The 22,012-nt window shown below is 72.6% G+C and carries 23 protein-coding genes and 2 rRNA genes; 7 read left to right on the forward strand and 18 right to left on the reverse strand.

Annotation, left to right across the window (positions count from 1 at the left end; genetic code table 11):
• Both scpB and WEB03_RS06670 read right to left on the reverse strand, forming a co-directional pair.
• A partial coding sequence (scpB, locus tag WEB03_RS06665; protein ID WP_368070170.1) for an SMC-Scp complex subunit ScpB occupies positions 1–1,085 on the reverse strand: 1,085 nt, incomplete at its 3' end.
• Positions 1,082–1,933: a ScpA family protein gene (locus tag WEB03_RS06670; RefSeq protein ID WP_368070171.1), complete on the reverse strand. Its 852-nt coding sequence runs from the start codon at positions 1,931–1,933 to the stop codon at positions 1,082–1,084. The genes scpB and WEB03_RS06670, both read right to left, overlap by 4 nt.
• A gap of 193 nt (positions 1,934–2,126) precedes the next feature.
• On the opposite strand from WEB03_RS06670, the gene WEB03_RS06675 reads away from it, so the two are divergent.
• Both WEB03_RS06675 and WEB03_RS06680 read left to right on the forward strand, forming a co-directional pair.
• Entirely contained in the window at positions 2,127–3,797 is a 1,671-nt protein-coding gene (locus tag WEB03_RS06675) for a sensor histidine kinase (RefSeq protein ID WP_368070172.1), read from the forward strand.
• The gene (locus WEB03_RS06680; RefSeq protein WP_368070173.1) at positions 3,794–4,432 is read left to right on the forward strand and encodes a response regulator; all 639 of its coding nucleotides are present in this window, start codon (positions 3,794–3,796) and stop codon (positions 4,430–4,432) included. The genes WEB03_RS06675 and WEB03_RS06680 overlap by 4 nt, the downstream gene beginning before the upstream one ends.
• 6 nt (positions 4,433–4,438) lie before the next feature.
• Here the strand turns inward: WEB03_RS06680 and WEB03_RS06685 are convergent, their stop codons facing one another.
• The 12 genes from WEB03_RS06685 to WEB03_RS06740 form a co-directional block, all read right to left on the reverse strand.
• Positions 4,439–5,755 (reverse strand): thymidine phosphorylase, encoded by a 1,317-nt coding sequence (locus tag WEB03_RS06685; protein WP_368070174.1) that lies wholly within the window; start codon positions 5,753–5,755, stop codon positions 4,439–4,441.
• Positions 5,756–6,106 (reverse strand): TraR/DksA family transcriptional regulator, encoded by a 351-nt coding sequence (locus tag WEB03_RS06690; RefSeq protein WP_368070175.1) that lies wholly within the window; start codon positions 6,104–6,106, stop codon positions 5,756–5,758.
• Positions 6,107–6,186: 80 nt separating this feature from the next.
• Positions 6,187–7,095 (reverse strand): site-specific tyrosine recombinase XerD, encoded by a 909-nt coding sequence (gene xerD / locus WEB03_RS06695; RefSeq protein WP_368070191.1) that lies wholly within the window; start codon positions 7,093–7,095, stop codon positions 6,187–6,189.
• Positions 7,096–7,148: 53 nt separating this feature from the next.
• Complete coding sequence (locus WEB03_RS06700; protein ID WP_368070176.1) at positions 7,149–7,730, reverse strand: NUDIX domain-containing protein; 582 nt, start codon at positions 7,728–7,730, stop codon at positions 7,149–7,151.
• Positions 7,727–9,460 carry a CTP synthase gene (locus tag WEB03_RS06705; RefSeq protein WP_368070177.1) on the reverse strand — a complete coding sequence of 578 codons (1,734 nt, stop codon included), beginning with the start codon at positions 9,458–9,460 and terminating at the stop codon, positions 7,727–7,729. Before WEB03_RS06705 ends, WEB03_RS06700 begins: the two co-directional genes overlap by 4 nt.
• A gap of 163 nt (positions 9,461–9,623) precedes the next feature.
• A complete protein-coding gene (locus WEB03_RS06710) occupies positions 9,624–10,526 on the reverse strand; it encodes a hypothetical protein (protein ID WP_368070178.1) in 903 nt (300 codons plus the stop codon).
• A complete protein-coding gene (recN, locus tag WEB03_RS06715) occupies positions 10,516–12,195 on the reverse strand; it encodes a DNA repair protein RecN (RefSeq protein WP_368070179.1) in 1,680 nt (559 codons plus the stop codon). Before recN ends, WEB03_RS06710 begins: the two co-directional genes overlap by 11 nt.
• Positions 12,195–13,052, reverse strand: a complete 858-nt coding sequence (locus WEB03_RS06720) for an NAD(+)/NADH kinase (RefSeq protein ID WP_368070180.1) — start codon at positions 13,050–13,052, stop codon at positions 12,195–12,197. The genes recN and WEB03_RS06720 overlap by 1 nt, the downstream gene beginning before the upstream one ends.
• A gap of 28 nt (positions 13,053–13,080) precedes the next feature.
• Complete coding sequence (locus WEB03_RS06725) at positions 13,081–13,917, reverse strand: TlyA family RNA methyltransferase (protein WP_368070192.1); 837 nt, start codon at positions 13,915–13,917, stop codon at positions 13,081–13,083.
• A 1-nt stretch (position 13,918) separates the two neighbouring features.
• The gene (locus tag WEB03_RS06730) at positions 13,919–14,089 is read right to left on the reverse strand and encodes a hypothetical protein (protein ID WP_368070181.1); all 171 of its coding nucleotides are present in this window, start codon (positions 14,087–14,089) and stop codon (positions 13,919–13,921) included.
• Positions 14,086–14,643: a phasin family protein gene (locus tag WEB03_RS06735; protein ID WP_368070182.1), complete on the reverse strand. Its 558-nt coding sequence runs from the start codon at positions 14,641–14,643 to the stop codon at positions 14,086–14,088. Before WEB03_RS06735 ends, WEB03_RS06730 begins: the two co-directional genes overlap by 4 nt.
• A 53-nt stretch (positions 14,644–14,696) precedes the next feature.
• Positions 14,697–15,479: a dihydrofolate reductase family protein gene (locus WEB03_RS06740; RefSeq protein WP_368070183.1), complete on the reverse strand. Its 783-nt coding sequence runs from the start codon at positions 15,477–15,479 to the stop codon at positions 14,697–14,699.
• Between the two features lie 120 nt (positions 15,480–15,599).
• Between WEB03_RS06740 and WEB03_RS06745 the strand changes: the two genes are divergently transcribed.
• The 4 genes from WEB03_RS06745 to WEB03_RS06760 are packed head-to-tail and all read left to right on the forward strand — an operon-like array spanning position 15,600 to position 18,363.
• On the forward strand, positions 15,600–15,938 hold the full coding sequence (locus tag WEB03_RS06745; protein ID WP_368070184.1) for a sterol-binding protein: 339 nt from the start codon (positions 15,600–15,602) through the stop codon (positions 15,936–15,938).
• Between the two features lie 45 nt (positions 15,939–15,983).
• Complete coding sequence (locus tag WEB03_RS06750) at positions 15,984–16,781, forward strand: rhomboid family intramembrane serine protease (protein ID WP_368070185.1); 798 nt, start codon at positions 15,984–15,986, stop codon at positions 16,779–16,781.
• Between the two features lie 56 nt (positions 16,782–16,837).
• Complete coding sequence (locus WEB03_RS06755) at positions 16,838–17,311, forward strand: ATP-dependent zinc protease (protein ID WP_368070186.1); 474 nt, start codon at positions 16,838–16,840, stop codon at positions 17,309–17,311.
• The gene (locus WEB03_RS06760) at positions 17,308–18,363 is read left to right on the forward strand and encodes a succinylglutamate desuccinylase/aspartoacylase family protein (protein ID WP_368070187.1); all 1,056 of its coding nucleotides are present in this window, start codon (positions 17,308–17,310) and stop codon (positions 18,361–18,363) included. The genes WEB03_RS06755 and WEB03_RS06760 overlap by 4 nt, the downstream gene beginning before the upstream one ends.
• A gap of 44 nt (positions 18,364–18,407) precedes the next feature.
• Here WEB03_RS06760 and WEB03_RS06765 read toward each other — a convergent pair whose 3' ends face one another.
• A complete protein-coding gene (locus tag WEB03_RS06765) occupies positions 18,408–18,815 on the reverse strand; it encodes a single-stranded DNA-binding protein (protein WP_368070188.1) in 408 nt (135 codons plus the stop codon).
• Between the two features lie 155 nt (positions 18,816–18,970).
• Between WEB03_RS06765 and WEB03_RS06770 the strand changes: the two genes are divergently transcribed.
• Complete coding sequence (locus WEB03_RS06770) at positions 18,971–20,038, forward strand: MBL fold metallo-hydrolase (RefSeq protein WP_368070189.1); 1,068 nt, start codon at positions 18,971–18,973, stop codon at positions 20,036–20,038.
• A 24-nt stretch (positions 20,039–20,062) separates the two neighbouring features.
• Here the strand turns inward: WEB03_RS06770 and WEB03_RS06775 are convergent, their stop codons facing one another.
• From WEB03_RS06775 to WEB03_RS06785, 3 genes are all read right to left on the reverse strand, one after another.
• Positions 20,063–20,878: a hypothetical protein gene (locus tag WEB03_RS06775; protein ID WP_368070190.1), complete on the reverse strand. Its 816-nt coding sequence runs from the start codon at positions 20,876–20,878 to the stop codon at positions 20,063–20,065.
• A 514-nt stretch (positions 20,879–21,392) separates the two neighbouring features.
• Positions 21,393–21,509 (reverse strand): 5S ribosomal RNA (rrf, locus tag WEB03_RS06780).
• Positions 21,510–21,672: 163 nt separating this feature from the next.
• Positions 21,673–22,012, reverse strand: a 23S ribosomal RNA gene (locus WEB03_RS06785); the annotation flags it as partial.

Genomic DNA, 22,012 nt, shown 5'->3' on the forward strand with positions numbered 1-22,012 from the left:
TCCGAGGTCGTCGTGCCCTGGTCGTCCTGCGGGGTGGGCGTGTCCTGTGCGTCCTGCGGGGTGGGCGTGTCCTGTGCGTCCTCGACGGCCTCACGTTCGGCTGTCGCCGACACCGCCTGCCGGAGCCGGTCCACCGCGGACCGGGCCGCCGACTCGAGTCGATCGGTGAGGACGTCCATCTCCGCCTCGTCGTCGCGGCGATCGTCGCGTGACACCCGTGGGGGCGGCAACACGTCGTCCTCCGGGTCCTCCTCGGCTGCCGGCGGGGCCTCGGCACCGGCGACCGCGAGCCGGGCACGGACGTCGCCGAACCGGCGGGTCGCCGCCTCCCTGGTGTCGGTCGGCCCCGGGAGCTCCCCACCCGCGGCGAGCCGCTGGCGGACCTCCTTGAGCCGGCCCAGCTCCGGCTCGTCGGGCGCGTTGCTCTCGGGCAGGAAATCCGTCAACGGTGGGAGCTGGTCGAGCGAGTCGATCCCGAGCCGTTCGAGCAGGAGCGTCGTCGTGCCGTACAGCACCGCCTGTCCGACGGACTCGGACCGGCCCACCTCGGCCACGAAACCGCGAGCGACCAGGCTCCGGACGGCACCGTCCGCGTTGACCCCGCGGATCTCCCCGATCTCCTGGCGGCCGATCGGCTGCTTGTAGGCGATCACCGCCAGGGTCTCGAGCGCCGCCTGGGTCAGTCGACCGGTACGGCCCGACAGCGCCCACCGCTCGAGCACCGGCCGAGCCAGGGCCGCCGAGTACATCCGCCAGCCACCAGCCGCACGGCGGACCTCGGTGCCGCGCCGCTCGGTCACGTGGCGGTGGGCGAGCCCCTGACACGCCGCGTCGACGTCCGAGGGGTCGAGCTCGAGCGTCTCGGCCAGGGTCAACACGTCGAGCGGTTCCTCGGCGAGGAACAGCAGCGCTTCGAGCCCGGCGGCGGCGACCGGGTCGAGCGCCGCGAGCGCCGCGATGGCCGCGCCCGGCTCGAGCTCCTCCGGGGTGAACCGTGTCGCTTCCTCGAGCGGGAGCTCGATGGCGCCGCCCGTCGCTGGCTCGGCAGCGAGGGAGGGTCCGTGGTCGTCGGATCGGTCGGTCACGAAGGTGCTCCGGTCGCGACGGGCAACGTCGGATCGGTCGCCGCGTCGCTGGTGGTGTCCCCGGCCGGCGGTTCGGCGGGGTCGTCGTCGGTCAGCTCCTCGAGCATCGACTCGAGGTCCCGCCCGCCGCCGGTACGTGCGACGTGGAGGGTGCTGCGCAGGTCGGGTTGGGCGAGGTCCACATGCCCGAGCTTGAACAGCTCGAGCAGCGCGAGGAAGAACACGACCCGGTCGCCGCGTGTCCGGCCGTCGACCAGCTCCGGGAAGGCGCGCGCGACCCCCTCGTCGGGCAGCGAGGTGAGCAACGTCAGCGCGGCCTCGCGGACCGACACGTAGCTGCGGCGGATGTGGGACAGGTCGACGGTGCGTTCGGGTGTGGGTGCGAACGCCGCAGCGGCCAGCGCGGCGAGCCCGCGGGCGTCGATGGGCAGCGGCGTCTCCGGCACGAGCCGAGCGATCCACGGCTCGGGTGCGACGTCGCGACCCAGGTTCGCGTCGTGCTGGCTCAGGCGGTGGGCGACGATCCGCGCGACGTCACGGAACGCTCGGTACTCGAGCAGACGGGCGTAGAGCAGGTCACGGGCCTCGCCGAGCAGATCCTCGAGCTCGTGGCGCTCCTCGGCCGGCAGGAGCCGTGCCGCCTTGAGCTCGATCAGGGTGGCCGCCACGACCAGGAACCGCGTCGCGGTCTCGAGATCGAGGTCGTCGAGCGACGCGAGGTGGGTGAGGAAGTCCCCCGTGATCTCGGCGAGATCCACCTCGGTGACGTCGACCTTGCGCCGGGCGATCAGCTGCAGGAGCAGATCGAACGGGCCCTCGAAGACCTCGAGGCTGACCTGGTAGCTCATCGCGTGAGGTCTCGGGGTCGCGGACGGGGTGCAGGACCGCGCGTGAGGGCGGCGCAGGCGGAGCGGACGAGGGTACACCGGCGGGTGGGAAGACCGGGTTCTGGCCGGCTCGCGCAGTACCCTCGGGGGTGGTCGTCACACCGGGGACGGGACCGCCGTCGCGGCGGGAAGCGCTGGACAGGGAGGCGCGGGCGTGGGAACGGCCCCTCCCGCTGCGGCCTCCCGCTGGACCCGGATCGTCGACCGCGTCGCCTACGGCGCCTCGTCCATCGGTCTCGAGCGCTGGGCACGGCTCGGTTCGGTGGCGGTCATCCCGCTGTTCCTCCGCGACGCCGACGCGTCCATCATGCCGGTCTACAGCGTCCTGACCGCGTACGTCCTGGCCACCTCGCTCATCGGCCGCGACCGGTACGTCCGCGGCGGCGATCTGCTCGCCGCTGCCGCCGTCATCGCCGCCACCGACGGCCACGTCGCGCCCTTCCTGCTGTTCCTCATGGTCGTGGTCGCCGGACCCGCGTCGGCCGGCGGTGTCCGGGCTGGGGTCAGCGCGGGCGCCACGTTGTCGCTGGTCCTGCTCGCGGTCCTCGGGTTGAGCGGGCGACTCGCCGAGCTCGGCGCCGAGGGCATCGTGCCGGTGTCGCTCCTCCTGCCGCTCGTGGGTGTCACCACGGCATCGGCGGCCCAGGTGCTCGACGAGCACGCCGTCGGAGGCCGGCTCAAACTCCAGGAGGCCAACCGCCTGCTGTCGGCTCTGCTCGCCCTCGCCGACGACCTGCCGGGCGGTCTCGACGCGACGACCGTCGCTGCTGCGGTCGTCGCCGAGGTCCGATCGACGCCGGGGGTCCCGGCGGTCGCGATCCTGGCCGAGGAACGGGGCGTGCTCCACCTCGCGGCCTCGCACGGGCTGCGTCCCGGCCGGCTGTCGACGGTGCGTGTCGACGTCGCCCGCCGGCTCGGGGACCTGAAGCTCCGGACGCCTCGCCAGCTCCCGGCCGAGCTCCAACGCGCCTGCGAGGACCACCCGTACTGGATGTGCGCCCGCCTCGGGACGGCCCAGGAACCGCTCGGTCTCCTGCTCGTTGCGACCGACAGCGCCGAGGTCGGCGTCCGGTTGCGACCGACCCTGGACACGCTGGCCATCGACGCCGCGATCGCGCTGCAGAACGCCCGCCTGTTCGACGGGACCCTCGCTCGCGCTGCGGATGCGGCCCGCCGCCGCCTCGCTGCCGACCTGCACGACGGCGTCGCCCAGTCCCTCGCGCACCTCAAGATGGAGCTCGAGCTGCAGACGTGGGCCGGTGGACGACGCGACGCTGATGCGGAGCTCGCCCGACTCTCCCGCGTCGCGGACACCGCCCTCACCGATCTGCGGGCCACGATCGCCGGGTTGCGCCGTGACGCGGTCGGGGACATCGTGCTCCTGCTGCAACAGCACATCGCCGAGGTGTCCTCGCTCGGCGGTCCGGACATCGAGCTCGAGGTCGTCGGGAACGCGGATCTGACCGCTGACCGGACCGACGACATCCTGCGCATCGCCCAGGAGGCGCTCTCGAACGTCCTCCGTCACGCCCAGGCTTCCGAGGTGACGGTGTCGCTCGAGCGTGACGACCAGCTGGTCGAACTGGTCGTCGAGGACGACGGCGTCGGTCGCGCCGCGGCTTCCGAGCGCTCCGGGGGTGGCGTCGGTCTACCCTCGATGCGAGAACGAGCGCAGCGCCTCGAGGGCTCGCTCACCGTCCGCGATCGCCTCGGCGGGGGAACCGTCGTGGCGCTGCGGTGTCCCACCCGCCCGACACGGTCCGGTCCGGCCACGCCGACGCAACTCCCCATCCCCCCTCGCCGTGCCCATCGGAGTGCCACGTGAGCTTCCGCGTCGTCGTCGCCGACGATCACACCCTCGTCCGCCAGTCGGTCCTCAAGGCCGTCCGCAGCGAACCCGGCATCGAGGTCGTCGGTGAAGCCGGCGACGGGCCGGGGACGCTCGTCGCCGTCGAGGAGCACGATCCGGACCTGCTCGTGCTCGACATCGCCATGCCCGGCCTCGACGGGCTCGCGGTCGCCGAGCGCCTCCGGCGCGACAAGCCGGATCTGCGCATCATCTTCCTCTCGATGCACGACGACGATGGCTCGCTCCAACGGGCGGTCGCGCTCGGTGCCGCCGGGTTCGTGTCGAAGTCGGCCTCCATCGAGGAGCTGCTCGAGGCGGTCCGGGCCATCCGCGACGGTGGCTCGTACCTGTCGTCGAACGTCGCATCGCGGGTCATGGACCTCGCCGCTGGTCGGACGTCGGCGACCAGCCTCGGACTCACCCCCCGCGAACGTGAGATCCTCGCGCTCCTCACCGACGGCCACCGCCCGACCGAGATCGGCGCCGCGCTGTTCCTCGCGGTCAAGACCGTCAAGAACCACCTGACCAGCATCTACAGCAAGCTGGGCGTCGAGACGGGGGCGCAGGCGGTCGCCGAGGCGTACCGCCAGGGCCTGGTCAAGCGCACCTGACGCCGATCACCCGAGCCCGACGCGGGCCTGGACCAGCTCGACGGGTGCCGCGTCCTGGTCCCCGATGCGCACCACGTCGGGCAGCTCGGCGAGGACCGCCTGCGCGTCCTCCTCGCTCCGCGCGTGCACGGTCACCGCCGGGTGCGTGCCGTCGACGCGGTCCCCGGTGCTGATGTGCACCTCGAGGCCGACGGCCAGATCGAGCGTGTCACCCTGCCGCATCCGGCCCGCACCGAGCCGACCAGCGAGCTCGCCGAGCCGCCGACACCCGAAGCCCTGCACCGATCCAGCAGGTGGGACCCAGCCGGTCGTGATGGGCGCGGCCGGCAGGACCCCGCGCGGGTCATCGACCACCGAGGAGTCGCCACCCTGGGCGGCCACGAACGCTCGGAAACGTTCGAGGGCGGACCCGTCGGCCAGCAGCGCCTCGACCTGTTCACGCGCCTGGTCCGACGGGACGCCCGTGAGCTCGAGCGCCGCTGCCGCCAGCGCGAGCGAGGCGTCGGTGAGCCGGTCCCCCGGCCGATCCCCGCGGAGCACCTCGATGGCGACCGCGATCTCGATGGCGTTGCCGATCCCGGCACCGAGCGGCTGGGACATGTCGGTGACGAGGGCCCCGGTCCGGCGCCCGTGTGCCTCGCCGATACGCACGCACAGCTCGGCGAGGTCGGCGGCATCGGCCGGCTCGGCGAGGAAGGCCCCGTCTCCGACCTTCACGTCGAGCAGCACGTGGTCGGCGCCGCCAGCGAGCTTCTTGCTCATGACCGACGAGGCGATCAGCGCCTTCGATGCGACCGTGGCCGTCACGTCCCGCAGGGCGTAGAGCTTCTTGTCGAGCGGGACCAGGTCCGAGGTCGCCGCGGCGACGGCCAGGCCGATCTCCTGCACCTGCGTGGCGACCTCGGCGGCGGACAGATCGACCCGGAAGCCCGGGATCGCTTCGAGCTTGTCCAGGGTGCCGCCGGTGTGTCCGAGCCCACGGCCGGAGAGCTTGGCGAGCTGCGCGCCGGCAGCAGCGAGCAGCGGGGCGACGATCAGGGTCGTGGTGTCCCCGACACCGCCGGTCGAGTGCTTGTCCACCGTCGGACCGGTGAGCGCCGACAGGTCGACGGTGTCACCGGATCGCACCAGCACCTCGGTCAGGGCGACGGCCTCAGCCTCGGTGAACCCGCGGATGACCCCAGCCATCAGCAACGCCGCGACCTGCGCATCCTCGACCTCGCCGTCGAGGTAGGCACCGAGGAAACCGGCGAGCTCGTCGGGCGTCAGCTCGCCCCCGTCGCGCTTGCGGGCGATGAGGGCGGGGATCTCGAGGGTCGCCACTCAGCTGGTCTCCGCACAGCGGACGCACCGCACCGACAGCGGTCGGATCTCGAGACGCTCCGCGGGGATCCGATCGCCACAGTCGACGCACGTGCCGTAGGTGCCTTCGTCCATGCGGTGGAGGGCCTCGTCCACCGCCCGGACCCGTTGCCGGGCCTGCTCGAGCGACGCCAGCAGTTCGGAGCGTTCCTCGGTCGCCTGGCCCGCGTCCGCCCCAGCTTCCACCTCGATCCCGGTGTCCTTGACCGCGTCGTCGTAGGGGCTCGCACCGTGCTCCTCGAGCTGCTCGAGGTGCGCCGTCCGGTCCTCCTGGAGCTGCTCGCGGAGCCGGTCGAGCGTCGCGCTGTCCACGGGAGATCCTGACGTCGACGAGGGTTCGGGGCGGCTTGGAGTGGAGAGCGATCCGGTCGCGCCACGGGCCGGAGCCGAGCCTACCGAGGGTGCTGCGCGCGGGGGTGGGCACGCTCGTAGACGTCCCGGAGGGCCGTACGGCTGACGAGGGTGTAGATCTGGGTGGTCGTCACGCTCGCGTGACCCAGCAGCTCCTGCACCGCACGCACGTCTGCACCGCCATCGAGCAGGTGGGTGGCGAACGAGTGACGCAGGGTGTGTGGCGAGACCTCGGCGGCGAGGCCCACCCGGTCGGCGTGGCCACCGATCACCTTCCAGGCGCCCTGGCGGGTGAGGCGGCCTCCGCGTGCGTTGACGAACACCGCCGGGACCCGCGGCGACAGCGCCGGACGTCCGCGGACCAGCCACGCGTCGAGCGCCTCGGCGGCCAGGTCGCCGTAGGGCACGATGCGCTGCTTGTCGCCCTTGCCGTGCAGGAGCAGCAGCCGTTCGACCGGGTCGACGTCGTCGAGGTCGAGCGCGGTGGCCTCCGAGATGCGCAGGCCCGCCCCGTACAGGACCTCGAGCAGGGCACGGTCACGGCGTGGGAGCGGATCGTCTCCGACGGGCGCCCCGAGCAGCCGCTCGACGTCGGCGACCGACAGCGCCTTGGGCAGCGATCGTGGTGAGCGCGGCGTGGCGACCGACGCGGAGGCGTCCACGTCCGTCAGGCCCTCCTCCGCGAGGAACCGGTGGAAACCTCGGACGGCGACGATGGTGCGGGCGATCGACGAGGTGGCGTACGGCCTGCCCGTCGGGGTGCGGCGGCGTCGCAGCCACCCCACGAACGCTTCGAGATCCTCGGTCGCCACGCGCCGAGGGTCGTCGATGCCGATCTCGCCCAGGTAGTCCCCGTACCGCTGCAGATCCCGCTGGTAGGCCTCGACGGTGTTGGCCGCCAGACCCCGCTCGGCGCGTAGGTGGTCGAGGTAGCGGCCGAGCAGCGGCAGACCGGCTCTCGCGGCCCCTGCTGCCCCCTCACGCGCGTCCACCACCGGGACGGTCACGTCGCTCGCAGGTGCGGGGCGGCCATGAGCAGGCCGACCAGGGTCTTGGCGTCGATCAGGTCCCCGCTGTGGGCCAGCGCGACGGCGTCGTCGGCGTCGAGGGTGACGACCTCCATGTCCGCCTCCTCGGCCTCGGGCTCGAACCCGTCGGGCCGCGCCACCGGGTGGACCCCGCGGCCGAGGTAGACGTGGGTGGTCTCGGTGGTCCAGCCGGCCGAGTTCGCGAACGAGACGAGGTGGATCAGCTCACGCGCATCCTGGCCGATCTCCTCGGCGAGCTCGCGGTGCGCGACCTCCTCGGGGGTCTCGCCCCCGACGTCCATCTTGCCGGCCGGGATCTCGAGCACGTACCGGCGAAGCGGCTGTCGGTACTGGCGTAGGAGGACGATGCGACCGTCGTCGAGGACGGGCACCACGGCGACGGCATCGTCGTGGCGCACGACCTCGCGCTGCATCTCGCCCCCGCCCGGGAGCGACACGGTCTCGCGCACGACCGTGGAGAACCCGTCGTAGACCACGTCCTCGTCGAGCGTCTCGAACCAGGTCGCGCCGCCAGCCGGCTCCGGTGGCGTGCTCACTGGCGCTCCGAGGGGACCGCGTCCGGCTCGGCACGCAGCGCGTCGACCAGCTCCCCCGCCGTGGGCTCGTCGAGATCGACGGGCAGGCGACCTTCCGCTTCACGACCGTGCTGACGGGCTGCACGAACGAACCCGTCGAACAGGGGGTGCGGGCGGGTCGGCCGGCTCTTGAGCTCGGGGTGCGCCTGGGTGGCCACGAACCAGGGGTGGTCGGGGAGCTCGATGAACTCGACGAGCCGGTCGTCGGGCGAGAGGCCCGAGAAGACCATCCCGGCTGCCTCGAGCTCCGCCCGGTACCGGTTGTTCACCTCGTAGCGGTGCCGGTGGCGCTCGTAGACGACCGGTTCGTCGCCGTAGGCCGCCCGGGTCCGGGTCCCCTCGCCGAGTTTGGCGGGGTAGACCCCGAGCCGCATGGTGCCGCCCTTGTCCGACACGTCACGCTGGTCGGCCATCAGGTCGATGACCGGGTGCGGGGTGGCGGGTGCGAACTCGGCCGAGTGGGCGTCCGGGAGCCCGGCGACGTGTCGGGCGAACTCGATGACGGCGGACTGCAGGCCGAGGCAGAGCCCGAGGAACGGCACCTGGTGCTCCCGCGCCCACCGGATCGCGGCGATCTTGCCCTCGACCCCGCGGATCCCGAAGCCGCCGGGCACGAGCACCCCGTCGACCCCGGCGAGCTGTCGTTCGGCGCGGGACAGGTCGGCGCCCTCACCGATGTCGTCGGTCGGCGTCAGGTCGTCGGAGGCGATCCACCGCAGCTTGACGTCGACGCCGTTGGCGATGCCCCCGTGCCGGAGCGCTTCGACCACCGACAGGTAGGCATCGGGTAGCTCGACGTACTTGCCGACGATGGCCACGGTCGCGGTGTCCCGGGCGGCGTGGACCCGGGCGACCATGGCCTCCCAGGCGGCGAGGTCGGGTTCGACGTCGGGCAGGCCCAGGTGCTTGACCACGACCCGGTCGAGGCCCTCGGCGCGCAGCGCGAGCGGCACCTCGTACAGCGAGCTGCTGTCGACCGCCGCGATGACCGCGTCGAGCTCGACGTCGCACTGCAGCGAGACCTTGCGTTTGAGCCCGTCGTCGAGCTCGCGATCGCTGCGCAGCACCAGGACGTCAGGCTGCAGGCCGACCGACCGCAGCTCGCGGACCGAGTGCTGCGCGGGTTTGGTCTTGAGTTCACCGGACACGGCGATGTACGGCACCAGCGCGCAGTGGAGGTAACAGATGTTCTCGCGTCCGACGTCGTAGCGGAACTGGCGGATCGCCTCGAGGAACGGCAGTCCCTCGATGTCACCGACGGTCCCGCCGACCTCGACGATGACGACGTCGGTGTCCTCGCTGACCGCGTGGATCCGGCTCTTGATCTCGTCGGTGATGTGCGGGATGACCTGCACGGTCTTGCCGAGGTAGTCCCCGCGACGTTCCTTGGTGATGACCGACAACCAGATCTGGCCGGACGACACCGACGAGCCGCGGTGCAGGCTGCGGTCCACGAACCGTTCGTAGTGACCGAGGTCGAGATCGGTCTCGCCCCCGTCGTCGGTGACGAACACCTCGCCGTGCTCGAACGGGTTCATCGTGCCCGGGTCGACGTTCAGGTAGGGGTCGAGCTTCTGCATGGTGACCCGCAGGCCCCGCGCGGTCAGGAGCCGGCCGAGCGATGCGGCCGTGATGCCCTTGCCGAGAGCCGAGGCGACCCCACCGGTGACGAAGATGAACTGCGGTGGCACGGCGACCTCCGGCTCGGCGCGGTGAACCCCTACCCCTCGCGAGGCGGGGAGCTCCGGACCGTCCGAGGTGGGACGCCCCAGGCGCGGGGGCGGTCGGTCGGCCCGTGCGACGGTAGCGGCCACGGTCACGGCCGGCCAAGCACGCCCGCCCCGAGCACGCGCCTCACTCGTCGCCGGCCTCGTCGACCACATCGTCCTCCTCGGTGCCATCGGGCCGTTCGTCATCCCCGGGGCGGGGACGATCGATCGGCTGCAGTTCGATGTGGACGTGGGGGAAGCGCTCGGGCTCGGTCTCGCGGTCGATGTGGCTCGAGAACGGGAGCGTCCGCGCCGTCGCGGCGATCGGCGTCACGCCGCCGACGACCCGGTCGCCGACGGACACGCGGGACCCGTCGATGTGGATCAGGACCAGCCGCAGGTCGGGCCGGAGATCCGGGACGATCTCGATCCGCAGATCGGCGTGCGTGCCGTACAGTTGGTAGTCACGGACGTCGACGACGGTGCCGGTGACCGGCGACACGAGAAGCTGACCCTCGGGCAGGACGACGTCGACGGCTGACGTCGGGCCCGCCGCCCGCCCGCGCGAGGTGAGCACCAGGTAGGCCACGCCGGCCGGATCATCGGGCGGGAGGCTGGTGCGGGTGGTGTTGCGGTCGTCCTGGAGGGTCCCGACGGGCACCATCCCGGTCGCCGAGACGTGCGCGGCCTCGTGGTAGCCGACCACGAGGGGCGCAGGGGCGGGCAGGGACAGCTCGAGGGCACCGACGCGGGCCATCGGTGAGGTCCCGGCCACCTCTGCGGCATCGGGGACGACCCCGTCCTCGGCATCAGCCTGCGGCGCCTCCGAGGCGGCCGTCACGTCCGGTGCCGTCGGCGCACCGTCGGGTGCGTCCGCCACGGCACGCGGCGTCCCGCCTCCGGAGAGCGCGGTGGCGGCCAGCGGGACCGCCGCGAGGGCGACCAGGACGACCAGCAGCCGCCAGCGTGAACGACGGCGCCCGACGAACGTCAGCGACGAGGTCCCGCGGCCGTGTGGGCCGCCGTGGCCTCGGCGGTCAGCCCGCACGACGTTGCCGAGCCCGGTCGAGCAGGGCCCGGGCGTGCTCGAGCCCGGCCTCCGCGGTGGCGTCGCCGCCGAGCATGCGCGACAGCTCCTCGACCCGCTGGTCGTCGGCCACGCGGCGGGTCGTGGTCACCGTCCGCCCGTCACGCAACCCCTTCTCGACCACGTGGTGCACGTCCGCGAAGGCCGCGAGCTGAGCGAGGTGGGTCACGCACAGGACCTGACGGGGACGTCCCTCAGCACCGGTCGCGAGCCGCGCCAGCTTCTCCCCGACCGCCATCGCCGTGGCCCCCCCGATCCCGGCGTCGACCTCGTCGAAGACCAGGACCTCCACCTCGTCGACGTCCGCGAGCGCGACCTCCACCGCCAACGACACGCGTGACCGTTCACCCCCGGACGCGGCCGTCCCGAGCGGACGCGCCGGCTCCCCTGGGTTGGCGGCCAACAGGAAGGTCACCCGGTCACCGCCATCCGCGGTCAGCTCCCCGTCGACCGGCTCGACGGCGACCGAGAAGCTGGCGTGCGGCATCCCGAGGTCGACGAGGTGGCCATCGACCGTCCGTGCGAGCGCTTCAGCCGCGTGGGCCCGTCCCCGGGTCACGTCGGCAGCGATCTGGACCAGCTCGCTCCGCGCCGCGGCGCACCGGTCGTCGAGGTCGCCCGCGTCCGACTCCACCGCCTCGAGCTCGGCCAGCCGCTGGCGCGCGTCCACCTCGTAGGCCAGGACGGCGGACACGTCCGCTCCGTACTTGCGCGTCAGGGCCTGGATGACGGCCTTGCGTTCCGACAGCGACGCCAGCCGACCCGGGTCCGCATCGACGTCCTCGCCGTAGGTGCGCACATCGACGGCGAGCTCGGTGACCTCGGCAGCCAGGGCGCTCGCCCTGGCGGTCAGCTCGGCCAACGTCGGGTCGTCGACCGAGATCCGCCGGAGCGCGGCGACCGCGACACCGAGGGGTTCTCCTGCGCCGTCCGCTCCGAGCGCGGTAGCGGCTTCCGCTGCGGCGAGCTGCAGCTCCTCGGCGTTGGCCAGGACGTCGAGGTCGCGGTCCAGCGTCGCGTCCCGGTCCGCGTCGAGGCCAGCTGCGGCGATCTCGTCGACCTCGCTCCGGAGGCGATCGAGCTCCCGAGCACGCTCCCGCGCGCCGCTCGCCACCTCCTCGCGTCGGCCGACGAGGTCCCGCCAAGCCCGGTGGGTGCTGCGGTAGCGGTCGAGCGTGCGGGCGTGTGGGTCGCCCGCCGACCGGTCCAGCAGCGCTCGCTGGACGTCGGGTCGGGCCAGCCGGACGTGCTCGTGTTGGGCGTGGACCTCGACGTGCCGGCCGAGGACCTCGGCGAGCGCCGAGACCGGTGCCAGGCTGCCCCCGACACGCGCGCGGCTACGGCCCTCGGCGCGCAGCTCGCGCGAGACCACCAGCTCGTCGGCGTCCTCGTCCACCCATGCAGCCGCACCCTCCGGGACGGGCCGCACGATGGCGCTGGCCACCGCGCTGGCGGCGCCCGCACGGACCAGCGAGGTGTCGGCGCGGGCACCGAGGAGCAGCTCGAGGGCGGTGACGACCATGGTCTTGCCGGCCCCCGTCTCCCCCGTCACGACGGTCAGTCCCGGTGACAGCTCGAGGGTCGCCTGTTCGATGACCCCGAGGTTCGAGATGGCCAGCTCCTCGAGCATCAGCGCAACCCGAACTTGCGGCGGACCAGGGTCGGGAAGTCGGTGACCCCGACGCGAGCGAGCTGGACCGGACGACCATCGCCACGCGCCGTCACGTACGAGCCGGGACCTGCCGCGACGGGTTCCCGCCCGTCGCAGGAGACGAGCGCGACCGCCTGGTCGGGGAGCAGATCGACACGGACGGTCTCGTGGGGCGCGGCGACGAAGGTCCGGTCGAACAGCGAGTGCGGCGCGACGGGGACGACGAGCACCGCAGACAGGTGGGGCGACACGATGGGACCGCCCGCGGACAGGGCGTAGGCGGTCGAGCCGGTGGCGGTGGCGACGATCAGCGCGTCCGCCGGGACCTTGGCGAACAGCGTGCCATCGATGTGGACATCCATCAGCAGCAGGCGCTGCCGCTCGGTCTTCTCGACCGCGACCTCGTTGAGGGCCCAGCCGGATCCAAGCTGCTGACCGTCGGGCCCCGTCACCTCGACCTCGATGGTCGCGCGGGGCTCGAGCTTCCACCGACCCTCGGCGACCGCGCGCAGCGCAGGCCCGACATCGTCGAGCTCGACCTCGGCGAGGAAGCCCAGACGACCGAGGTTGACCCCGAGCACGGGGACCTGCGGGTCACGACACAGGTGGGCGGCCCGCAGGAAGGTCCCGTCACCACCGAAGCAGATCGCGATGTCGAGCCCGTCCGCGAAGCTGTCGGCCGGGACGCTCGTGACCCCCTCGATCCGAGGATCATCGTCGGCGTCGCCGGCGGTCGCGACGACCTCGACGTCGAGGTCGGCCAGGGTGCGGGCCGCGTCGCCCGCCGCCTGGAGGGAGGCCTCGCGACCGGCGTGCGCCACCAGTCCGACCTTCACGTGCGCTCCCTCCGCGCCAGGTGACGGGTCACGTGTCCGCCTCCCGTCCCGTCGCTCGATGGTGCCGGCCCTCGTCGACCGCCCGCTGGACCCGCTGGTCGACCTCCGACGTCGGCGTGGCAGGCGCGACGGTCAGGTGTGCGAGGAACTCCACGTTGCCGGCGGGCCCGAGGAGCGGCGAAGCGGTCGCATCGAACCCTACCCACCCGATCCGAGCGGCGGCCGCAGCGACCTCGGTCAACACCCGTGCCCACACGTCCGGGTCACGCACCACCCCGCCCTTGCCGACCTCGCCCTTGACGGCCTCGAACTGCGGCTTGACGAGGACGACCGCCTCCGCTGACGGCGCGAGGAGCGGTCGAAGGGTCGGCAGCACCGTCCGCAACGCGATGAACGACAGGTCCGCGACCAACAGATCCGGTGCCGGGCCCGGCACGTCCTCGGGGGTCAGGTCGCGGACGTTGGTCCGTTCGTGGACCTCGACAGCAGGGTCACGGCGGATCTTGTCGTGAACCTGCCCGTACCCGACGTCGTAGGCGATGACCGAGCCTGCACCGCGCTGGCGCAGACAGTCGGTGAACCCCCCGGTGGACACGCCGGCATCCAACGCCCGACGGCCCGTCGGATCGATCCGGAACCGATCGAGACCGTGCGCGAGCTTGAGGCCTCCCCGGGAGACGTACGCACGGGGCGGGGCACTGACGACCACGGCCTGGCCAGCGTGGACCTGGCTCGCCGCCTTCCCGACCGGTGCCCCGTCGACGGTGACGAGCCCGGCGCGGATGGCCTCCTGCGCCTCGGTCCGCGACGCGGCCAGACCGCGCCGAACGAGCTCGGCGTCGAGACGTCTCCGTGGCGGTGCCAGCTCAGACCTCGTCGAGAACGGCGAGCTCGCGCGCGAGCACCTCGTTGGCGTGCTCGAACCGCGCCAACCGCTCGACGACGGGCAACCGGTCGACGGGCCCCTCCAGCTCGGTGCGGAGCGGGTCGAGCGGATCGACCGGCGCGTCTGGCGCGGCGGTGGGCTCGTCGGTCACGACGAGGTGTCGTCAGCCGTCACCTTGGCGGTGGCCTTCTTGGTCGCCTTCTTCGCGGTCGCCTTCTTCGCGGTCGCCTTCTTCGCGGTCGCCTTCTTCGCGGTCGCCTTCTTCGCGGCAGCCGGAGCGGTCGCAGCTTCCGCGGCGTCCTGCGCCCTGGCCGCCGCAGCAGCCGCGGTGTCCGCCGAGACCGTCGACGATGCCGCCTGCTTCGTGGCCGTCCGTGCGGTCCGTTCCGCGGCGGCAGCTTCGCGCTCGACGCGCGTCAGCTCGCGCTTGAGATCGGCGACCTGCTTCTGCAGGCGCTCCACCTCGGTGCCGGTGGCCAGGCCCATCGCGCGGACGGCGCGGGTGGTCTCGGACTTGACGAGCGCGACGACCGCGTCGCGGTTGCGCTGCTGGCGTTCGAGGAGGTCACGCACCATCGTCTCGGCCTGGTCGCTCGCGGTCTCGCCGGAGCGGACCAGCCCCTTGACCACCTGCTCGGCCTTGTTCGTGGTCAGGTTCGTGATCCCGGACGCTGCGTCCAGGTAGCGCTGCAGGGCGTTGTTCACCGGGAAGCTCCTCGTCGCCGCTCGTGGCCGGAGGCTAGCAACGTGCGGTCCGCTCACTCCCGACCGGTCGACCGTGAGGGGACGGTCCGGTAGCGCAACAGCAGCTCGCCCCCGTGCTCGCGCAGTTCCACCAGCTCGAGGTCGACCGGAGCCGTCAACGCCGGTCCGTCGACGATCCGACCGCCCGCCCCGGCGACCAGCACCGGCGCCACGGTCAGGAACACCTCGTCGACGAGGTCGGCGGCGAGCAGCGCCCCGTTCAGCGCTGGGCCGCCCTCGCACAGGACCCGACCGAGCTCGCGATCGCGGCACCACCGCAGCATGGCGACCAGATCGACCTCCTCGTCCCCGAAGGTCACGACCTCGGCGACGGCCCGCAGCGCCTCGAGCCGGTCGGCGGGGACGGCACCGCAGGTGACCACGATCGGCGGGGGGACGCTCTCATCCCGTGTGGCCGTGAACAGGCGTGCATCCGGGTCGAGGTCGCCGCTGGCCGTGACCACGAGCAGCTGTGGGGCCGGGGCGAGCCCCGCGGAGATCCTGGCCGCCACCCGATCCGCTGGCACCCGCGGCGGACCGTAGTCCTCGGCCCGAGCCGTGCCGGCGCCGACGAGGATCGCGTCGCAGGCGCCGCGGAGCCGGCGGAAGGCCACGCGATCGGCCGCACCCCCGAGCTGCCCGGAGGTCCCGTCGATCGTCACGGTGCCATCGACGGATGCCACCATCCCGAGTGCGACCCGTGCCCGACGATCACCGGCCGCAGGCCGATCGAGCACCAACCCGGCGTAGGCGTCCGCGACATCCTCGGACGCGACGGACGGCACGAGCCGCTGCATCGGTGCTCCTGTCAGGCGACGCGGGTCGGCGGGGAGGGTGCCACCTCGGCCCCCCTGGTGGCGCTGCTAGCGTCGCAGGTCGCCGCCCGTCCGGGACGGCGCGACCTGGGCGAGGTACGAGTGGCCACGATCGAGGAGGTCGACCAGATCCTCGGTGACCTGCTCGCGCGTCTCGGCGAACTGGACCCGGGGACGCGGTCCCTGATGCCCACGAACCGCACCATCGAGGCCCGCTGCCCGGACCTCGACCTCGTGCGCCACGCCAGGTGGCGCGACGGGCAGCTGGAGATGCTCGACCAGCCCCCCTCCCGTCGGTCGGACATCCGGATCTCGATCGCCTCCGACGACCTGCTCGCGCTCCACCGCGGCGAGACGACCTTCTCCCGCGCGTACGCCGCCAACCGCGTGCGCCTCGACGCGTCGATGACCGACCTGTTGCGGTTGCGCGCGGTCCTCTGAGTCTGAGATCGCTGCGGGAGGTCACCTCCGGAGGAGGGAGCACGCGTGGTCCTGCCCGTCGGTGACCTCAACCCGACCTCGCGACGTGCGGTCGTCACGTTCGTGCTGTTGGCCACGAACGTGGCCGTCTACCTCGGCTTCCAGGCCCCCAGCGAGGGCTGCGCCGCGGCGGGGTTCCTCTACCGGTTCAGCGCCATCCCCCGGGAGGTCCTGACGCTCGAACCGCTCCCCCCGGGCGAGCTCGAGGCGCTGCTCGGTTCGTGCGCCGCGACGGTGTCGGGCAAGTCGGTCCTGGTCTCGCTGGTGACCGCGACGTTCCTGCACGGCAACCTCACCCACCTGCTCGGCAACATGCTCTTCCTGTGGGTGTTCGGCAACAACGTCGAGGACCGCCTCGGGCGGATCCGGTACCTGGTCTTCTACCTCGTGGGTGGGGCGGTCGCGACGCTCGCGTTCGTCGCCCTCAACCCGGGTGGCACCACCCCCCTCGTCGGCGCCTCCGGAGCGATCGCGGCGATCCTCGGCGCCTACCTGTTGCTGCACCCGCGGGCGAAGGTACTGACCTACGTCCCGTTCCCGCTCTACCTGCTGGCGTTCGTCGTCCCCGGTGCGCGCATCCGGGCGTGGTTCCTGATCTTCGCCATCGTGACCCTGCCGGCCTGGCTGGTGCTCGGCGGCTGGTTCGTCCTGCAGGCCACCGCTGCGCGGACGATGCTGGCCGGTGGCGTCGCCTACGAGGCCCACGTCGCCGGGTTCCTCGCGGGCATCGTGCTGCTGCTCCTGCTCGACCGCCGGCGTGCCGCGCACGGCCAGGTGCCGTTCCACCCTCCGCGCCGTCGCTAGCCTCGGCGGCACCCGAGGAGGACGTCCTGGTCGGCACGGCACACCCGGAGCTGCCCGTGTTCGGGTGGCGTGAGCACGTCGCGCTGCCCGAGTGGGGCATCGCGCGGCTGCGCGCCAAGCTCGACACCGGCGCTCGCACCTCGGCGCTGCACGTCGAGGACTTCGAGGAGCTCGGACCGGCCGAGGGCCAGGACGGTGAACCGCAGGAGCTGGTCCGCTTCCACGTCCTGACCGGCCCTCGTGCGGACCCGAAACGGGTCGAGGTCACCTGGCCCGTCGTCGGTCACACCGTGATCCGTGACACCCGTGCCCGGCCCGAACGCCGACCGATCGTGCGGACGCGGGTCGTGTGCGGCCCGCTCGAGCGCGACATCGAGATCAGCCTCACCGATCGGACCGGGATGAACTTCCGGTTCCTGCTCGGACGGCTCGCGCTGGACGGCGCCGTGCTCGTGGACCCCTCCCGGGGCTTCCGGGTGTCCGACCCGCCGCGGCCCCCGCAGCGACCCGGGCTCGAGGACCGGGAGTGAACGGCGGAGGCGGTCCGGTCACCGTCGCGGGGGTGACCGTCGATCCGGGTTCCCGTCGCGACCTCGCTCCCCCCGCGTCCGAGTCGTACACCGGTGACCGGACGACCCTGCCGATGGCGGTGCTCAACGGGGTCAGCGACGGTCCTCGCGTCTTCGTCACCGCAGCCGTCCACGGCGACGAGCTCAACGGCATCGCGACCTGCCGGCGCCTGCTCGACCACCTCGATCCCGGCGCGCTGTCCGGGCTCGTGGTGGTGGTGCCCATCGTCAACGTGCTCGGGGCGCAGCTCAACTCGCGCTACCTGCCCGACCGCCGTGACCTCAACCGCAGCTTCCCCGGCTCGCACGCCGGGTCGATGGCGGCGCGGATCGCGAAGCTGGTGACCGACGAGGTGCTCAACGGCAGCGACCTCGGCATCGATCTGCACACGGCCGCCAGCCACCGCACGAACCACCCCCAGGTCCGGCTCGACACCTCCGACGCGGTCGCGCTCGACGCGGCGATCGCGTTCGGGGCGCCGTTCGTGCTCGACGCCAAGCAACGGCCGGGATCGCTGCGTGCGACCGCGGCTGACCGGGGCGTCCCCGTGCTCACCTACGAAGGTGGTGGCCCGTCCCGCTTCGACGAAGCGGCGGTCGATGTGGCGGAGCGGGGGGTGCTGCGGGTCCTGCACCGGCTCGGCATGGTGGGAGGCGCGCCCGACCCGGCCCACCCGAACCCCATGGTGCTGCACGAGTCGCGCTGGTTGCGCGCCGACCGTGGCGGGATCCTCGGTCTCCGCGTCCACCCCGGCGAGCACGTCGAGGTCGGCCAGCCCCTCTGGGAGACCGTCAGCCCGCTCGGCGAGGAGCGGGCGATCCACGAAGCCGAAGCCGAGGGCTACGTCATCGGATCGACGACCCTGCCGCTCGTCCAGCCGGGGCAAGCGATCATCCACCTCGCCCTCCCCGGCGATCGGGTGCCGTCCGAGGACGATCCGAGCGACGAGGAGGATCTCGATGACGAGGGGGACGACGAGAGCCCGCTCGGTCGTGGGACGTCTTCGTTCTGACACCGGTCACGCGGGTATCGGCATCGGACGTCGGGTCGGGCGACTCACACCGACGTGGCGGCGATCTCGTCCGCTGGTTCATCCACCGGGGAGGCGCGCACCGTCGTCGCCCGGACCTCGAGACGTGACCGGCGTGCTCCGCCGGCGTCCCACCACCGTCGCCGCAGTTCGCCCGCAACCTCGACCCGATCGTCGACGCTGAGCCGCTCCGCGGTGGCCAGGACCCGGCGTCCCACCTGCCCGTCGCTGCGGCGGCCCCCTGGACCGGGAGCTGGACCGACGCTCACGTCGAGCGCGTCGACGGTCTCGCTGTCGGGTCGTCGGACCACCACCCGCAGGGCCACGACCTCGTCCCCGGAGGGCAGGACACGTCGTTCGGGTGCGCCCGAGACGCGGCCTCGCAGCCGAACCAGGTTCACATCATCGCTCGTCACGGGTCCCTCGTCGTCCACGGTCAACTCCTCGTCCGTCGCGTTCCAGCACGCTACGACCGTCCGCACGGACCGTGGAGATGGGTACCGCTCCGCCTGTGGATGCCGCCCCGACGAGACCTGCCTCGGGGGCGCATGACGCGTAGGGTCGAGCCGTCACGATCGAGGAGCCGGTGGTGGGTGCGAACGGAGCGGGGCGGACGACCGCGGACGACGGGGCGGAGGATCATGGCACCACCCCGGCCCCTCCCATCGAGCGCTACGACGACGGCGTGATCGCCATCGACACCCTCACCGGCGGGATGACGTCGGTCACGGCGGGCTACCTGCTCGACGCGCCACGCCCGACGCTGATCGAGTGTGGGCCGGCCCTCTCCATCGAGAACGTCATCGCGGGTCTGCGGTCGCTCGGCATGGACCCCGACGACCTCGCCTACCTCGTCCTGACCCACATCCACCTCGACCACGCCGGCGGAGCGGGCGACGTCGCCGCCGCCTTCCCGCAGGCCACGATCGTGGTCAGCGAGGTCGGTGCCCGACACATGCGCGACCCGGCGCGGCTGAACGCGTCCGCGAACCAGGTCTACGGGGACCTGTACGACACCGTCTACGGCGCCTGCACCCCGATCGACGCCGTCCGGCTGATGGCGGTCGCCGACGGCGATCGTCTCGATCTCGGAGGTGGTCGTGGGCTCGAGCTGCTCTACACGCCCGGGCACGCCAAGCACCACGTCGGGGTCCACGACAGCGGCACCGACGCGATCTTCTCCGGCGACTCGGTCGGGGTGAAGCTGCCCGGGATGAGCCACATCCGGCCGGCGACGCCACCCGCGGACTTCCACCTCGAGGCGGCCCTCGCGTCCCTCCAGCGGTACGTCGACCGGGAACCGTCGCGGGTGTACCTCGCCCACTACGGACCGGTCGATCCACCGGATGCTGCCCTGCACGAGGCCATCGAGCGGCTCCGCCTGTGGGCGGCCACGGCCGAGGCTGCCTACCGCGAGGGCCCGGCCGCTGCTGCCGTCCGCGACGAGATCGCTGGCGGGCCGACGGGCACCGAGCTCGACCACGTGGCCGAGACCCTCCGGCGGCGGTTCGACGACGAGGTCGACGCCGGGGCCAAGCACGACGATCCGCACGCCGCTGGCCGGATCGATCTGCTCTCCAGCTACGGATCGAACGCCGCCGGCCTCCTGCGCTACTTCCAGCGACGCGACGCCGGCACGCTCACCGACGTCGGCTGACGCCCGCGGGGCCCGGCGGCGTCTTCAAACGGGCTCGTCGAGCGCGTCGAGCCGATCCTGTGCTTCGAAGGTGCCGTCATCATCGGCGGCGAGCAGCACCTCGAGCTGCCGCCGTGCCTGGTCGCGGTCGCCGATGCGCAGGGACAGATCGGCGACCAGACTCCGGACCCGCAGGTGGTGGTCGGCGTCCCGGTCGCGACGTTCGGTGAGGATCGGGCGCAGGACCTCGAGCCCATGCTCCGCCCGGCCAGCATCTCCGAGGGCGGCCGCGAGCACGATGGCGGCCTCCGCACGGCGGTCCGCCGGGGCACGGTCGTCGTCGAGGAGCGAGCGGGCTGGCTCCTCGATGCGGTCGAGGCCACGACCGAGCGCGCGGTGGCAGTCGGCGATGACGTGGTTCTGGTCGTTGCGGCCCGAGATGCGGACGTAGGCCTGCAGTTCGGTCAGCGCACCAGCGAAATCCTCGGCGAGGTAGCGAGCGACCCCGTAGGCCTCACGGATCGCGGCGACCCGCGGGGCCTGATCCTTGGCCCACACCAGGTACTCGAGGGCGAGATCGACCGCACCCTCGTCGATGGCCTGGCTCCCGACGCTGAGCGCCAGCGCGACCTCGTCGGTCCGGCGACCCGGCCCGAGGGTGCGTTCGAGGTCCTTCTTCACCGGCTTCGGGAGGTGCGGTTGGTCACCGACGGGCAGATCCGGGCGCGCCGGGGCGTCACCCTTCCCGGCTGGACGCCGAGCGGGCGCATCCTGACGTTGACGGGCACGGTCGGCGCCGACCGGCTTCCCGCGGGCACCACCAGGTGTCGACGGGGTGCTGCGACGGGTCTGACGACCCACCTCCGGCGCTCCCCCACCACGTGGTCCGCGACGGTCCCCCGGTGCGGGCCGCCCACGCGGGGCACCTCGGCCGTCACCACGAGGTGCGCCGCGGCCATCACCACGCGGAGCGGCTCCGTGCCGGGCGTCGGGCACCGACGGACCGCTGCCACGCCGAGGCCGATCGTCGGACCGCGACGTATCCGATGGTGGGCGGTCGGCGTCCCGGCTCGAGCTCCCACCACGACCTGGCTTCTGGCGCTGATCGGGCGGCGGTGGTCCACCGGCCTCATCCGGCCCGGTGTCCGCCGCAGGCGGCGGTGGCGGCGGGACCGGCTTGGCCTTCCGAGGTCCCTCGGGCGGCGGCGATCCGGTGTCGTCGGCGACCACGGTCGAACTCCTCGAACGGTGACCGGTCCGGCGGCGACCCACCGCAGAGCGGGGCTACCGGGACGGTTCGATGGTGCCGGCCCGTACGGACCGACGCAAACGCGTCGAGGCCGCCTCCAGAAGGAGGCGGCCTCGACCTAGAAGGTTCCCGCGGCGACCTACTCTCCCACCGGGCTTCCCCGGCAGTACCATCGGCGCTGGAGGGCTTAACTTCCGGGTTCGGAATGTGACCGGGTGTGTCCCCTCCGCTACGACCACGGGAGATCGTAGGGACGCTGTGTAGGCGGAGCTCCGCGAACGGAGCGACGCCGTTCTCCACGTCGAGCGTGTGAACGAGTCAGAGTCGTGTCCCCTCCATCAGGAAGAGACTCGACTCTGGCATGTTCCGGGACGATCCCCGGAACTCCAGAGCGAGCGCGAGCGAGCACGGCAAGCCCTCGGGCTATTAGTACCGGTCAGCTTCGCGTGTTACCACGCTTCCACATCCGGCCTATCGACCCAGTCGTCTAGCTGGGGCCCTTACCCCCTCGAAGGGGTGGGTGATCTCATCTCCAGGTGGGCTTCGCGCTTAGATGCCTTCAGCGCTTATCCCGACCGCACGTAGCAAACCGGCCATGCTCCTGGCGGAACAACCGGCACACCAGAGGTACGTCCACCCCGGTCCTCTCGTACTAGGGGCAGCTCCTGTCAAATCACCAACGCGCGCAGCGGATAGGGACCGAACTGTCTCACGACGTTCTGAACCCAGCTCGCGTACCGCTTTAA

This window comes from Nitriliruptor sp. (genome assembly GCF_040882075.1).
Lineage (GTDB): Bacteria > Actinomycetota > Nitriliruptoria > Nitriliruptorales > Nitriliruptoraceae > Nitriliruptor.